At 65.1% G+C, this 13,863-nt stretch carries 12 protein-coding genes and 1 pseudogene; 7 read left to right on the top strand and 6 right to left on the bottom strand.

The window, feature by feature from the left end:
- Positions 1-93 precede the first annotated feature (93 nt).
- The 4 genes from DPM35_RS02060 (at position 94) to DPM35_RS02045 (ending at position 4,634) form a co-directional block, all read left to right on the top strand.
- Complete coding sequence (locus DPM35_RS02060; RefSeq protein WP_112125659.1) at positions 94-1,635, top strand: LysM peptidoglycan-binding domain-containing protein; 1,542 nt, start codon at positions 94-96, stop codon at positions 1,633-1,635.
- Between the two features lie 149 nt (positions 1,636-1,784).
- Entirely contained in the window at positions 1,785-2,114 is a 330-nt protein-coding gene (locus DPM35_RS02055) for an ArsR/SmtB family transcription factor (RefSeq protein ID WP_112125658.1), read from the top strand.
- Positions 2,114-3,997 carry an ABCB family ABC transporter ATP-binding protein/permease gene (locus DPM35_RS02050; RefSeq protein ID WP_112125657.1) on the top strand — a complete coding sequence of 628 codons (1,884 nt, stop codon included), beginning with the start codon at positions 2,114-2,116 and terminating at the stop codon, positions 3,995-3,997. The genes DPM35_RS02055 and DPM35_RS02050 overlap by 1 nt, the downstream gene beginning before the upstream one ends.
- A gap of 295 nt (positions 3,998-4,292) precedes the next feature.
- Entirely contained in the window at positions 4,293-4,634 is a 342-nt protein-coding gene (locus tag DPM35_RS02045) for an antibiotic biosynthesis monooxygenase family protein (RefSeq protein ID WP_112125656.1), read from the top strand.
- On the opposite strand, the pseudogene DPM35_RS02040 reads toward DPM35_RS02045, so the two are convergent.
- Positions 4,613-5,504 (bottom strand): annotated as a pseudogene (locus tag DPM35_RS02040) (SMP-30/gluconolactonase/LRE family protein). The gene DPM35_RS02045 and the pseudogene DPM35_RS02040 overlap by 22 nt on opposite strands.
- Before the next feature lie 148 nt (positions 5,505-5,652).
- Here DPM35_RS02040 and DPM35_RS02035 point away from each other — a divergent pair.
- Together DPM35_RS02035 and DPM35_RS02030 are read left to right on the top strand one after the other, a co-directional pair.
- Complete coding sequence (locus tag DPM35_RS02035; RefSeq protein WP_281004565.1) at positions 5,653-6,390, top strand: phosphatidylserine decarboxylase; 738 nt, start codon at positions 5,653-5,655, stop codon at positions 6,388-6,390.
- 3 nt (positions 6,391-6,393) lie between these two features.
- The gene (locus tag DPM35_RS02030) at positions 6,394-7,209 is read left to right on the top strand and encodes a CDP-alcohol phosphatidyltransferase family protein (RefSeq protein WP_041008341.1); all 816 of its coding nucleotides are present in this window, start codon (positions 6,394-6,396) and stop codon (positions 7,207-7,209) included.
- 98 nt (positions 7,210-7,307) lie between these two features.
- Here the strand turns inward: DPM35_RS02030 and DPM35_RS02025 are convergent, their stop codons facing one another.
- The 4 genes from DPM35_RS02025 to DPM35_RS02010 all read right to left on the bottom strand — a co-directional run bounded on the left by DPM35_RS02025 (position 7,308) and on the right by DPM35_RS02010 (position 11,820).
- The gene (locus DPM35_RS02025; protein WP_112125654.1) at positions 7,308-7,907 is read right to left on the bottom strand and encodes a TetR/AcrR family transcriptional regulator; all 600 of its coding nucleotides are present in this window, start codon (positions 7,905-7,907) and stop codon (positions 7,308-7,310) included.
- Between the two features lie 64 nt (positions 7,908-7,971).
- Complete coding sequence (locus DPM35_RS02020) at positions 7,972-8,781, bottom strand: SDR family oxidoreductase (RefSeq protein ID WP_112125653.1); 810 nt, start codon at positions 8,779-8,781, stop codon at positions 7,972-7,974.
- Between the two features lie 267 nt (positions 8,782-9,048).
- Positions 9,049-11,271: an AMP-binding protein gene (locus DPM35_RS02015; RefSeq protein WP_112125652.1), complete on the bottom strand. Its 2,223-nt coding sequence runs from the start codon at positions 11,269-11,271 to the stop codon at positions 9,049-9,051.
- Positions 11,272-11,412: 141 nt separating this feature from the next.
- Positions 11,413-11,820 carry a tautomerase family protein gene (locus tag DPM35_RS02010; protein WP_112125651.1) on the bottom strand — a complete coding sequence of 136 codons (408 nt, stop codon included), beginning with the start codon at positions 11,818-11,820 and terminating at the stop codon, positions 11,413-11,415.
- 112 nt (positions 11,821-11,932) lie between these two features.
- On the opposite strand from DPM35_RS02010, the gene DPM35_RS02005 reads away from it, so the two are divergent.
- Complete coding sequence (locus DPM35_RS02005) at positions 11,933-12,787, top strand: LysR substrate-binding domain-containing protein (protein WP_112125650.1); 855 nt, start codon at positions 11,933-11,935, stop codon at positions 12,785-12,787.
- Between the two features lie 149 nt (positions 12,788-12,936).
- Here the strand turns inward: DPM35_RS02005 and DPM35_RS02000 are convergent, their stop codons facing one another.
- A complete protein-coding gene (locus DPM35_RS02000) occupies positions 12,937-13,854 on the bottom strand; it encodes a DMT family transporter (protein WP_245431398.1) in 918 nt (305 codons plus the stop codon).
- Positions 13,855-13,863: the final 9 nt, after the last annotated feature.

Raw genomic sequence — 13,863 nt, 5'->3', positions numbered from 1 at the left:
GGCGGGGTCAAGCCCGCTGGCGGGCTTTTTCTTGTGAGCTTGGAGAAAACACGCTAGACCGGCGTTAGGTGGCTAAGGGGGCAATATAAAGTTATGGCTATCAATCCTTCTAAGGCGTTCTTGTTCGCGGCGGGCGGCGTGGCCGTCGTCGCGGCGGTCGCCTACGGGTCGGGTGCGCTCGATCCATACATCAACAACCAGAAACCGGCGCAGGTCGCGGCGCTTCCGCAGACCGATGCGAAACCGGCTGAATCCTCGAGCACGGCCACCGAGTCGCGCGTGCCGCAATCTCCAGCAAACACGATGGCCCCGGCCAACACAATGGCTCCGGCCAATACGATGGCGCCGGCGAATAATGCCATGGCACCCGCCAACACGATGGCATCGGCCAAGAACGCGACGGCTCCGGTCGCCCCGGCGCCCGCCGCTGCGGCCGGTCCGACGCTGCCGACCTTCGATGTCGTGCGTGTCGAAAGCAACGGCTCGATCGTCGTCGCTGGCAGCGCCGCGCCCAACGCCAAGGTCGAGATCCTGAATGGCGGCACGGTGCTCGGCTCGACCGATTCAGGCCCCGACGGCGCCTTCGCCATCGTGCTCGACGATCCGCTGAAGCCCGGCGACTATACGATCACGCTGCGCCAGACGGTTGGCGGCACGGCCATCGCCTCGGCCCAGACCGCCGTCGTCTCGGTGCCGCAGAGCTCGACCGGCCAGGTGCTGGCAATGGTCGAGGAGCCCGGCAAGGCCTCGCAACTGATCACCGTGCCGCAGGCCGAGACCAAGCCGGCGGCACCGGCAGCCCAGGCCCCCGCAACGACCGCTCCGGCAACGACCACGCCGGCTGCATCCGACACGGCCTCGGCGTCGGCCACGACCGCGCCGGCCGCCACGGACCAGGCAGCCGCGCCGGCTGCGGCGGAGCCCAAGATCGCCGTCGAGGCGGTCGAGATCGACGGCAGCAAGATCTTCGTCGCCGGCACGGCCGATCCCGGCCGCAAGGTGCGGGCCTATGCCGACGCCATCCTGCTTGGCGACGCGCAGACCTCCGCCGACGGCCATTTCCTGATCGAAGCGACCCGCGACATCCCGGTCGGCAACTACACCATCCATGTCGATGGCCTGGACAGCGACGGCGTCAAGGTCGTCGCCCGCGCCGCCGTGCCGTTCGAGCGTGAACCCGGCGAGTCGATCGCAGCCGTCGCTCCGAACGAGACGAAGACCGGCGAGGCCAAGCCGGCCGAGACCAAGCTCGCACAGGTCCAGGGTGCCGGCTCCCAGGCCGCGGAAGCCAAGGCGGCGGCAACGGCCGAAGCGGGCAAGCCCGCCGAGGGTCCGGCCAAGGTCGCGGAGGCGACGCCGTCAGCCGACGTGGCCGAGACGGTCGCGCCGAAGCTCGAACATGCCGACGGGGCCGTCATCATCCGCCGCAACGACACGCTCTGGCGCATCTCGCGCCGCGTCTACGGCCATGGCACGCGCTTCTCGACAATCTATCTCGCCAACAAGGATCAGATCCGCGATCCCGACCGCATCTGGCCGGGCCAGGTGTTCAAGGTGCCGTCCAAGTCCAAGGAAGGCGAGGATGCCGACCTGAAGGCCATGGGTGAGCAGATGACCACGCCGAAGACGGAGTAGCGACTTCGTCACACCAGGGCGGAGCAAGGAGCGAAGCGAAGCGGCGCTCCGCCCAGGATGGCGAACGCGAATGGCGGGCGCGCCCCACCTCAATCTACCCATCCGCCTAGCTTGCCCTCCCACCGTCCATCGTCTATCGCCGATGGACGATGACCGAATCCCCCGAAAGCCGTTGCGCCGACAGCCGCGCCATCGCGCTGCGCCTGGCGGCGCTCTCGCATCCGGCGCGCATCGAGATCCTGAAACGCCTCTCGGCCAGCTCCTGCTGCTCGTGCCGTGAGGTGGTCGACCATCTCGACCTCGCCCAATCGACCGTTTCGCAGCACCTGAAGATCCTGGTCGAGGCCGGGCTCGTCCGCTTCGAGGCCGACCGCCAGCGCTCGCGCTACGCGGTCGATCACAACGCGCTCGCGGGCGTCTCCGCCTTGCTCACCGAACTCGTCAACTCCTGCTGCCCCGCACCCAAAAGGCAAGACTAGTGGCCGAAAAGACCGTATCCGCCGAAGCCGGCACCCTCACGACCCTGCGCAACCTCTGGCCCTATATGTGGCCGGCCGAGCGCGCCGATCTCAGAGCCCGCGTCACCTGGGCGACACTGCTTCTGGTCGTCGCGAAGCTCACTTTGGTCGCCGGCCCGTATTTCTTCAAATGGGCGACGGATGCGCTGGCTCATGCCGCCAAGACGCCGCCTCCGCTGCCGTCCTTCCTGCTCGCGCCCGTGGCGCTGGTCATCGCCTATAACCTGCTGCGCCTGATCCAGCTCGGCTTCAACCAGTTGCGCGACGCGTTGTTTGCCCGCGTCGGCCAATATGCGGTGCGTCAGCTCGCCTACCGCACCTTCGTCCACATGCACGAGCTATCGCTGCGCTTCCATCTCGAGCGCCGCACCGGCGGCCTGTCGCGCATCATCGAGCGCGGCACCAAAGGCATCGAGACGATCGTGCGCTTCATCATGCTGAACACGGCGCCGACCATCCTCGAATTCGCGCTGACGGCCGGCATCTTCGCCTTCACCTATGGCTGGAAATATGTCGCCGTGGTCGCCGCCACCGTCTGGCTCTATGTCTGGTTCACGGTCAAGGCGAGCGACTGGCGCATCTCGATCCGCCGCGACATGAACGACAGCGACACCGATGCCAACACCAAGGCGATCGACTCGCTGCTCAACTTCGAGACGGTCAAATATTTCACCAATGAGCGGATGGAGGCCGAGCGTTTCGACCGCTCGATGGCGCGCTATGAGATCGCCGCGACCAAGACCTGGACGTCGCTCGGCTGGCTGAACTTCGGCCAGGGCCTCATCTTCGGTGTGGGCACCGTCGTCGTCATGTGCATGTCGGCGCTGGAAGTGCAGGCCGGCACGCAGAGCGTCGGCGACTTCGTCTTCATCAACGCCATGCTGATCCAGCTTTCGGTGCCGCTCAATTTCATCGGCTTCATCTATCGCGAAATCCGGCAGGGGTTGACCGACATCGAGCACATGTTCGACCTGCTCGACGTGCCGCAGGAGATCGTCGACAAGCCGGATGCGAAGCCTTTGAAGGTCGGCCCCGGCAAGGTCGAGTTCCGCGACGTGCATTTCTCCTATGATCCCAACCGCAAGATTTTGAAGGGCGTCTCCTTCGAAGTTCCGGCGGGCAAGACGGTGGCGATCGTCGGCCCGTCGGGCGCCGGCAAGTCGACCATTTCCAGGCTTCTGTTCCGCTTCTACGACGTGCAGTCCGGCCAGGTGCTGATCGACGGCCAGGACATCCGCGACGTCACCCAGGAGAGCCTGCGCGCCGTGCTCGGCATGGTGCCGCAGGACACGGTGCTGTTCAACGACACCATCGCCTACAACATCCGCTACGGCCGCATCGGGGCCAGCGAGGAGGAGGTGCGCAAGGCGGCCGAACTCGCCCAGATCGGCCCGTTCATCGACAAGCTCCCCGAAGGCTACAAGTCGATGGTCGGCGAACGGGGCTTGAAACTGTCGGGCGGCGAAAAGCAGCGCGTGGCGATCGCCCGCACAATCCTCAAGGCGCCGCCGATCCTGATGCTGGACGAGGCGACCTCGGCGCTGGACAGCCACACCGAGCAGGAAATCCAGGCGGCGCTGGACCTCGTCAGCAAGGGCCGCACCACCATCGTCATCGCCCACCGCCTGTCGACGGTGATCTCAGCCGATGAGATCATCGTGCTGAAGGACGGCCAGATCGCCGAGCGCGGCACGCATCAAGCGCTGCTCGCCAGGCACGGCCTCTACGCCTCGATGTGGGACCGCCAGCGCGAGGCGACCGAAGCCGAAGAGCGTCTGCGCATCGCGCGCGAGAGCGACGAGCTTGGGGTGATCGTGCGCAGGAGAACGGCGGAGGTGAGCTAGCGCCGGCTTCCCCTTCTCCCCTTGGGGAGAAGGTGGCCTCGCGAAGCGAGGTCGGATGAGGGGAGTTGGAAGGATCGCCGCGCGGCAAGACTAAACGCTTGAAGCATTTGTTCTTTTCTCGCCTCATTCCTTCCAACACCCCTCATCCGTCTCGGCGCTGACGCGCCGATCCACCTTCTCCCACAAGGGGAGAAGGGAAAGGCGCCGAAAATCCCTTGACCTCAACCTATCTTGAGCTTGCAAACCGTCTCCGAGCCACCTGCCAGGCAACCTTCCAAATCGGAGACAGATCGAAATGAGCACCAACAATCACCGCACCGGCAGCGTGTTCCGGGTCGACAAATTCGTCGTGCCGGCCGAGGCGCGCGACGAAATCCTGAGCAGGGTCATCATGACGCACGAATTGCTCCGCCGGCAGGAGGGCTTCGTGCAGGATTTTCTGCTCGAACAATTCTCCGGCCCGGGCGAGTTCAACATCGTGACCATGGTAGAATGGGAAAGCCAGGAGGCCGTCGACAAGGTTGTGCCGATCGTCAAGGCAGCGCATGAGCGCATCGCCTTCAGTGCCCAGGAAACCATCGCGCGGCTCGGCGTCAAGGCCGACATCGCCAACTATCAGCGCGTGCCGGAGGTGTAAGAAGGCCATCCGGCTCCCGGCGCGGATACGGCGATGCTCAGCACCTGACCGGTGCGGGCGTCGCTCACCATGTTTTCGAATCCGCGCCATTCGGCGGCGAGGACGAACAGCGCCCTGCCGTCGGCCCCGCCCAACATGCAGGCAAAGCAACCGCGATCGACCTCGACCTGGTCGATTTTCTCGCCGCCTTCGCGCACTCGGACACAGTGCCGGTTCGGTACATCGGCATACCAGACGCAGCCTTCGGCATCGATGCAGATGCCGTCGGGGTAATCGTTGCCGAGATCGGCCCAGACGCGCCGGTTGAACAGGCTCCCGTCCCTTGCCGATGTCGAAGGCCGTGAGTTGCCTGGCATGGGATTCGGCGACGATCAGCGTCCGGTTGTCCGGCGTCACGGCCATGCCATTAGCGAAGGCAATGTTGTCGGCCACTTGCCGAACCGAGCCGTCCGGCGTGATCAGCACGATCGTGCCCGGTCCGAAATGCTCGCCCGGCGCTGGCGCCGGCCCGCCGCCATTGACGTAGATGTTGCCGCGCCCATCGACCACGATCTCGTTCCAGGGGTTTTTCGACAGCCCTCGCAGATCGGCATGGGTGGCGAGCGTTCCGTCCGCTTCCTGCCTGAGCAGAAGCCCCTCCCGCCCGGATACGACGAGCAATCGTCCATCCGGCAGCCAGTCGATCGAATAGGGCAGGACGGCCGGCACCGTGAGCATGACCTCGCTATTGCCGTCCTCGTCCACGGCGACAATCTCGCCGGTGCCCCAGTTGCAGAGCCACAGCCGTCCCTCATGCCAGCGCGGCGACTCGCCAAAGGCAAGGCCCTCGGCAATGAGATTGGCTTTCCTGACGCTACCGGATGACGACATTGGCTGGCTCCGTGGGCGGATTGTCCAGCCTTAGGACGGATGAGATGGCCGTGTTCCTACAGTCTTGTTGAAAGTCGCGGCTATCATCGCCGTGCCCGCCCTCCCGCTCTTCCCCATTGTTGCGTTGCGGGGAGTGGGGCTTTCCGCTATTGAGGCGCAACCTGAAACAGGGACCGCCCCCAGCCCTATGACGCTTCTCGACTCGGTCAAGAATACGTTCGTTCCGATCCATCGCGAAGGCTATCCCTTCATCGCCGCCTTCGCCGCGGCGACGCTGTTTCTCGGCTATTTCTCCTCGATCCTGTTCTGGATCGGGCTGACCCTCACCGCCTGGTGCGTTTATTTCTACCGCGACCCCGAGCGGGTGACACCGGTCGACGACCGGCTGGTCGTGAGCCCGGCAGACGGCGTGATCTCGGCGGTCGGCCCCGCCGTGCCGCCGAGCGAGCTTGGCCTGGGCCCGGGCGAAATGACCCGCATTTCGGTGTTCATGAACGTGTTTTCCTGCCACATCAACCGTGCTCCGGTGCGTGGGCGGATCACGCGCATCGAGCATAAGCCCGGCAAATTCCTCAATGCCGAGCTCGACAAGGCCAGTGCCGAGAACGAGCGCAACGGCCTGGTCATCGACAGTCCCAACGGCACGATCGCCGCCGTCCAGATCGCCGGCCTGGTGGCGCGGCGCATCGTCTGCTGGGCAGAGGCCGGCGGCTCGATCGCCATCGGCGAGCGTTTCGGCCTGATCCGCTTCGGCTCGCGCGTCGATGTCTTCCTGCCGTCGGGCGCCGTGCCGCGCGTCGCGGTCGGCCAGACGGCGGTCGGCGGCGAGACCGTGCTTGCCGAATTCGGCGGTACGGCGGTCACGCCCCTGGTCAGGGTTTCCTGAGCGTTGGGCGCGCCCTTCAAGAAATTCGAGGCCCATGCCAGCGGCGGTCCGCGCATCCGCGAGATCCCGATGCGCATGGTGCTGCCCAATTTGGTGACGGTGCTTGCCATCTGCGCCGGGCTCTCCGGCATCCGCTTCGCCTTCGAGAACCGCTTCGAGATCGCGGTGGTCATGGTGCTGCTTGCCGCCTTCCTCGACGGCATCGACGGGCGGCTGGCGCGCATGCTGAAGGCCACCTCGAAATTTGGCGCGCAGATGGATTCGCTGGCCGATATCGTCAATTTCGGCGTGGCGCCGGCCCTGGTGCTCTATGCCTTCCTGCTCGATCGCGCCGGCTCGCCGGGCTGGATCGCGGCGCTTTTGTTCACCATCGCCTGCGGCATGCGGCTTGCCCGCTTCAACGTGCTTGCCGAAGATCACGACCAGCCGGCGTGGCAGACCGAATATTTCGTCGGCGTGCCGGCCCCGGCCGGCGCGGTGCTGGTCATGCTGCCGCTCTATCTCTATTTCCTGCGGCTCGGGCTGGAGCCATCCCGGCCGGCCGCCTTCGTCGCCACCGGCTTCACCGTGCTTATCGCCTTCCTTCTGGTTAGCCGGCTGCCGGTCTATTCGGGCAAGAGCGTCAAGGTGCCGGGCGACAGGGTGCTGCCGGTCATCCTCGGCGTGGTGCTCTACATCCTCTTGCTGATGACCTATCCCTGGTACACGCTGACGGCCTCGGTCGCGGGATATCTGCTTTTCCTGCCGTTCTCGGTGCGCGCCTATTCGAAGCGGGCCATGCGCGAGGGCGAGAAGGTGCCGCCTTCGGATATCGGCTAGCGCAATTCCAGGAAAAGTGGATGACGGTTTTTCGTCAGGAATTGCGTAAAAACAGGTACTTGGAGCGGTTCGACGATTCCGTGAAACGCTGAACAGCTCTAAGTGCCGGGCCGGAGTCCCTGGAGCAGCAGATCGCTCCAGGCGGAAGCAAAGCGCTCGTCGCTGATGTTGATCGCCCGCTCGCCCCAGATCGCCTCGAAAACCCGAAACATGGCGACGCTGCCGACAATGACGGCCGCGGTCGCCTCGCTGTCATGCGGACGCAGCTTGCCCTGCCGCTGGTTCTCCTGCAGCCAGTTCGAAACGGCGAGATATGTCCTTTGCATGATCTCGCCACGCGCCAGGGCTTTCATCTCTGGGAAATGCTCGAGATCACGCCAAAGGATCCTCAGCACATCACGGTTGGCCCCCAGCCTTTCCAGCATGCCTTCCACAAGCCTCCGTGAACCCTCGTCCACCGGCAGTGTCATGTCGCCGAGTTCGGCGCGACCATCCCTTGCCTGGCCGACGAACCGCTCTATCGCGGCGCTCAGCAATGCCTCCTTGGAGGGGAAGTGCTTGTAGAGCGCGCCGGAGCCGCGCGAGAGTCCTGCGGCCTCCTGAATGTCGGGAACACTGGTGCGGTCGTAGCCGCGCTCGGCAAACAGCCGAACGGCCTCGTGCAGAATTCGTTCCCGTCCCGTTGATGGCGGCTTCATGGCTGCTCCTCGGCTTTGTCGGACGTGGCGATGAGATTCGCGACGGACGATAACATCGGATCGATCAGGAAGCGGCCCTTGCAGTCCGCGCGCCCTCGGCAAGCCACGCTTTCCATGTCCGTTCGCCAAGGCGCTCGCCGGTCTCGAGCAAACCCATTTTGCGGCTCATCTTGCGGCTGAGCGGCAACGGCAGAATGAAGCGCTTGATACCAAGCGCTTCGCAATACTGCCGCGCGAAGGTATCGAACGGCATCGCCTCGGGACCGCCGATCTCGGGACGCATACCGCGCTTCCCATCGCTGACGGCTTCGGCCAGATAGGTCGCGACGTCGCGTGTATCGACGGGATTTGAGAGGGAGGTCGGTAACGGCCAGACCGGCAGCCATTTCAGCCCATCCAGCATCTGGCCCAGAAGGTAATAGAACGGCGTCGCGCGGATGACCGACCACGACAGCGAGCACTCTCGCACAAGTCGTTCGCCCGCCAGCTTTACCCTGGCATAGGGGAGGGTGCTGAATTCGAGACCCACGATCGAGACGAAGATGAAGTGGCTGACGCCGGCACGCCGCGACGCGGCGAGCAAACGTCTTGTGCCCTCGACATCGACGCTTGCCGGGCTGGAGAAGAAATCAACCGGCCTGATGCCGCGCCTGGCGATGGGCGAGAGTGTCGCGGCATGAATGACCGTGTCGACGCCGCGAAGAGCATGGTCGATGCCTTCGCCCGTTGCGAGATCACCCACGGTCCATTCCACGGAGCCGCCGTCACCAACTGCTCTGGCGAGCAGCCTGACGTCATGGCCAGCCCCTGCAAGTGTCGGCACCAGATCGCGGCCGAGATGTCCGGTCCCGCCGGTGACAAGGATTTTCGCCATGGAACTTCTCCTTGTATTGGTGAGTGAATGTTCACTCACCAATTTGTCATTTTTTTGCCGAAGCAATGTTTCGTGTGTCGAAGCGGATCGGGAAGAGTATGACCGTGTTCCGGCCAGAGGTGTTGGCTGGCCCGCGGCGGTGGAAAGTTGTGCTTAAAGCATGTCTCCCGAAAGTGGGAACCGGTTTCGGGATAAAGACATGCGTAAAATCAAAAACCCAGAGCGCGTGGAGCGAAACTGAAAGATCGCGACGCGCTTTAGGGGGCGCTACGCAGCCACGCCCAGCCCCAACCTGTCGATCGCCAGCTTGCGGGTCGAGACGTAATCCGTCTTGCCCGAGCCCAGCACCGGGATCTCTTCCACCTTGATGATGTCGTTGGGCACCATCAACTCCGCGGCGCCCGCCTTCTTGCCGAACTGGCGCAGCTCCTCGGCATTCGCATCGTCGGCGGTGGTGACCAGCACGATACGTTCGCCGCGCCTTTTGTCGGGCACGGCCACCGCCGCGTGGCGCTCTTCCGGCCACAGCGACTGCACCAGCATCTCGACGGCGCCCAACGACACCATCTCGCCGGCGATCTTGGCGAAGCGCTTTGCCCGGCCGCGGATGGTGATGAAGCCCTCGCGGTCGATCGAGACGATGTCGCCGGTGTCGTGCCAGCCCTCCAGCGGCTGCAATTCGCCGGGCCGGTCGGCGCTCATATAGCCCATCATCATGTTCGGCCCGTCGAGCCATAGCCGGCCGCCCTCGGCGATGCCTTCGACAGGCTCCAGCTTCAGGCGGATGGCCGGAAGCGGCCGGCCGACCGTGCCGTCGCGGCTGTGGATGGCGGTGTTCACCGCCACCACCGGCGCGGCCTCGGTCAGCCCGAAACCTTCGACGATCGAGGCCTGGAAGCGGTCGCGGTAGATGCGTCGCGTCTCCGGCTTCACCGCCTCGGCGCCGGCCACGACGAAGCGCAGGCTGGAGAAGTCGCCGTCCTTGGCGGTGCGGGCATAATTGGCGAGGAACGTGTCGGTGCCGAACATGACGGTCGGCTTCACCTTGCGGGCGATCTCTGGGATGATCTTGTAGTGCAGCGGCGAGGGGTAGAGGAACAGCTTTATGCCCAGCACCAGCGGCAGGATGGTGCCGCCGGTGAGCCCGAAGGAATGGAAAGCCGGCAGCACGTTGAGCAGGGTGTCGGCCGGCGAGACGGAAACGCGCGCCTCGGCCTGCATGACATTGGCAAGCAGGCTGCGGTTCGACAGCACCACCGCCTTCGGCGTGCCTTCCGAGCCGGAGGTGAACAGGATGACTGCGGGCTTCGAGGCTTGCTGCCGCTGCAGCGGAAAGCGCCACAAAAGCGCGGCGGCGACCTTGTCCAGCACCGTAACGCCGGCTCGTACGTCTTCCAGCCACAGCATCTTCGCGCCGCCTGCCTCGACCGCGGCAATGATGTCGTCGATGCCGGCTTTTTCGACGAAGGCGCGCGATGACACCACGGTGCGGATGACGGCTGTGCGGATCGCGGCGGTCACGCTCGCCGGGCCGGCGGTGTAGTTGATCATCGCCGCAACCCTGGCCGCCGAGATCAGGCCGACGAATGTAAGCACCACGCCATTGGCGTTGGGCAAGAGCACGCCGACCGCTTCGCCGGGCGCCGTCACCGCCTCGAAACGGCGTCCGAGCACCCGCGCGCCGATGAACAGCTTACGGTAGCTGAGCGAACCCGAAATCACGTCCTCGATGATCGGATGCGATGGGCCGACGCGATCGGCGGCGTCGCGCATGGCGAGGAACAGGCTGCGGTCGAGATTGGTGCCGTAGAGCCGCGCCTCGGCGAAACGGTCGAACAGCGCGTTGGTGTTGGAGGCCATGTCGGGGTTGCGCGCCACCAGTTCGGCGATGGTCATCGGCTCCAGCACGCTCACCGAAAGCCGCGGGAACCAGTGGCGGGGCGCTTTCTCCTTCGGCGTCAGCGACACCGGCAGGTCGCGCGTTCCGGCAACGAAGATCGGCACGATGCGCGCATCGGCCTGCATGGCGATGCGGGTGATGGCGCGAAACAGCCGGAAGGATTTGACGTCCGGCTCGACATTGTCTGGCAGGTAGACGGCGAGCCGTCCCTTGCCCTTCAGCACGCGCACCAGCCGCCGGCTGACGAAGACATGCTCGGCATTGAAGGCGATGGTGCGGGCAACCTCCCGCCAAGGCTCCAGCCAGGGTGAGCGCGCCGAGGCTTCGTCCAGGATATGCAGCGTGTCGTCGGGCAGCAGCGACAGCATCAGCGCCGGCTCGATGCGCGACTGGTGCGAGACCACATAGATGACCGGTGTCTTGGCGCTGCGGGCGATGCGGATGCGATTGTCGGCGATCCGATAGGCGAGCTTGAACGGCACATAGAGCAGCGCCTGGGTGAAGCGCAGGTCGAGCCGGAACCGCTCGATCGCGGCGATCAGCAGCCAGGCAAAGACAAGGCCCGCCAGCAGCGCCAGGGTCAGGATCATGCCGCTCTCCCAGTCTCCTCCAGGACGCGGCTCTTGAGCGGCCGCTTTGGTGCAGAGGGTAGCGGAAGCGCGGGCAAGGTCAATGTGGGGTGCTGCAGTGGCGTCTCCTTCTCCCACAAGGGGAGAAGGAGACGACGGCGCCTACGCCACCCTCAGCCTGCCGCTGATGAAGCGGAATTCCTGGCTCTTGCCGCCATAGCCATAGGCGGCCGCCGGTACCTCATGCACGAAGGCATAGCTTTCCACATGCACGCCGCCGAGCAGCCGGCCGAAAGCCTCGAAGATCGCCTTCAGATAGGCTTCGAGCTCGAGCTTGGTGTTGGTGCCGTCGACGACCTTGATGTCCAGCCAGAACGTGTTGGTCCCGTGTTCGGCCAGCGACTTGCCGCCGGCGAACCAATGCTGAGGGTCGATATAGTTGACCGCGACCGCGGTGATCGTCGGGTCCTTGCGCAGCTCCTTGGCGGTGATCTCGGTGATATCCTTGGCGATCGCGGCGGACAGCTCGGCGTCGGGCTTGCCGGTGACGGTGATGTTGATGATCGGCATATTTTCTCTCCTTGGGTTGGGCGCCTCGCGCCTTCGATGTGAGGATCATGTCATCGGCATGAATTCGATAAAATCGAATTGTTTTTAAGAAACACTTCGATATCATCGAAGTATGGAAATGCTCGATCCCGACCTTCTGAAAACCTTCCTCGCCTTCGTCGATGCCGGCTCGCTGGCCAAGGCCGCCTCCACCGTCGGCCGCACGCCGTCGGCGGTGACCGCGCAGATGCAGCGACTGGAAGAGATCGTCGGCGAGCCGCTGCTCATCCCCCAGGGCAGGGGGCGCGGGCTGACGCCGGCCGGCGAGGATCTTGTCGGCCATGCCCGGCGCATCCTTGCCGTGCACACCGAGGCGTGGCTGGCGCTGAAAGGCGCGCGCGCCGGCGGCCGCATCGCCATCGGCACGACGCAGGATTTCGCCGACCACGGGCTGCCGGACCTTCTGAGAGCCTTCGCCGCCAGCCATCCGCGCGTCCGGATCGAGCTGCGCGTCGGCCGCTCCCTGGAGCTGGGGGCGGCGCTGCAGGCGGGCCAAATCGACTTGGCGATCATCATGCGCCATGCCCCGTCGCCGGATGAAACGGCGGTGATCAGCGAGCCAATGCTGTGGCTCTGCTCGGAAAAAGGCTTGGCGGCTCGATCCGAAGCGGTGCCGCTGGCGCTGCTCGATCCCTATTGCGGCTTCCGCGAGGCGGCGCTCAATGCGCTCGACGCTGCCGGCCGCCGCTACCGTATCGCCGCCGGAAGCGCCAGCCTTGCCGGCCTTCGTGCGGCGGTCGATGCGGGCATCGCGCTGACGCCGCGCACCCGGCGTTTCGCCCATTCCGGCATCCTGGAAGCGCCCGCCGATCTCGACCTGCCGCCTTTGCCGATGGCCGACTTCGCCATCCGGATTGGCCGCGAAGCTCCGCGCCCGGCGCGGGATCTGGCCGAACTGCTCGGCGACGGCCTGACCCTGCCGTCATGATCGGCCAGGAAGTCCCCAAAGAAAAAGCCGACCTTTTTGCGGGTCGGCTTCTAGTCGGACGGGTCGAGGGGTTTGGGGGGACTTGGGGGTGACCCGTCGACCTAACAATGCCTGAGCCGGATGATGGTTCCGTGATCGGCAAAATATTTTTACGAGCGTGCCGATTTCGCCTTCAGCCAGTCGCGTCCGGCATGGGCAAAGACCGCGCAAAGCACGATGGCGCCGCCGATGACGCTGGCCATGGGCGGGGCTTCGCCGAGGAAGACCAGGGCAAACAGGATGGCGAACGGCACTTCGGCCGAGCCCAGCAGACCGGATTCGGCGGCCGGAATGAGCCGCGAGCCTTCCGTCCACAGGATCGAGGCCAGCGCAAAGGAACAGCCGAAGGTGGCAAGCAGCACCACGTCGCGCGTCGAGACGGCCAGCGGATCAGTGACGAACCAGCCGAGCACGAAGAGCAGGAAGGCCGAGACCGCGCCCGCCCACACAACCGGCGAGTCGCGAAAAGCGCGCACCATGATCATGTAAAGCGCGCTGCCGGCAGTCATCAAAAGCGCCAGGCCGTCGCCGAACAGATGGCCGCTGCCGAGGCCGCCGCCCACCATGATGGCGACGCCGCACAGCGACACGGCCGCTGCCAGCATCGTCTGCAGCCGGAATTTCTCCCGCACCAGAAGGAAGGCAAGCAGTGCGGCGATGAAGGGCGAGGTCGCGTAGATGACCGCGACATTGGCGACATAGGTGTATTTGAACGCCGAGATGAAAGCGATGCTGGCCGCTGCCCCTTCGACCGCCAATAGCCAGCCCCGCCAGCCCAATCTCAGGCTCTCGTGTCCGCCCGAGCGGCGCCGGCGCCACAGCACATAGAGCGCGATCAGGATCGAGCCGAAAAAACCGCGCCAGCAGGTGATGGTCAGAGGATCGGCATGGATCGACTTGGTCAGCACGCCGGTGAGCGCGAAGGCGATGGCCGATGCCGACACCAGGATGATGCCGAGCGTGCGCTCGGCCGCTGCGTCGGCGGCGCCAGGCGCGAGCTTTTCCGGCATATCGAGCGCGTCCGTCATGGCGCCAGC

Origin of the sequence: Mesorhizobium atlanticum (genome assembly GCF_003289965.1) — a bacterium.
GTDB classification, from domain to species: domain Bacteria; phylum Pseudomonadota; class Alphaproteobacteria; order Rhizobiales; family Rhizobiaceae; genus Mesorhizobium; species Mesorhizobium atlanticum.
Note: the sequence above shows the minus strand (reverse complement) of the source record. Positions and strands in the feature narration are given on the sequence as shown.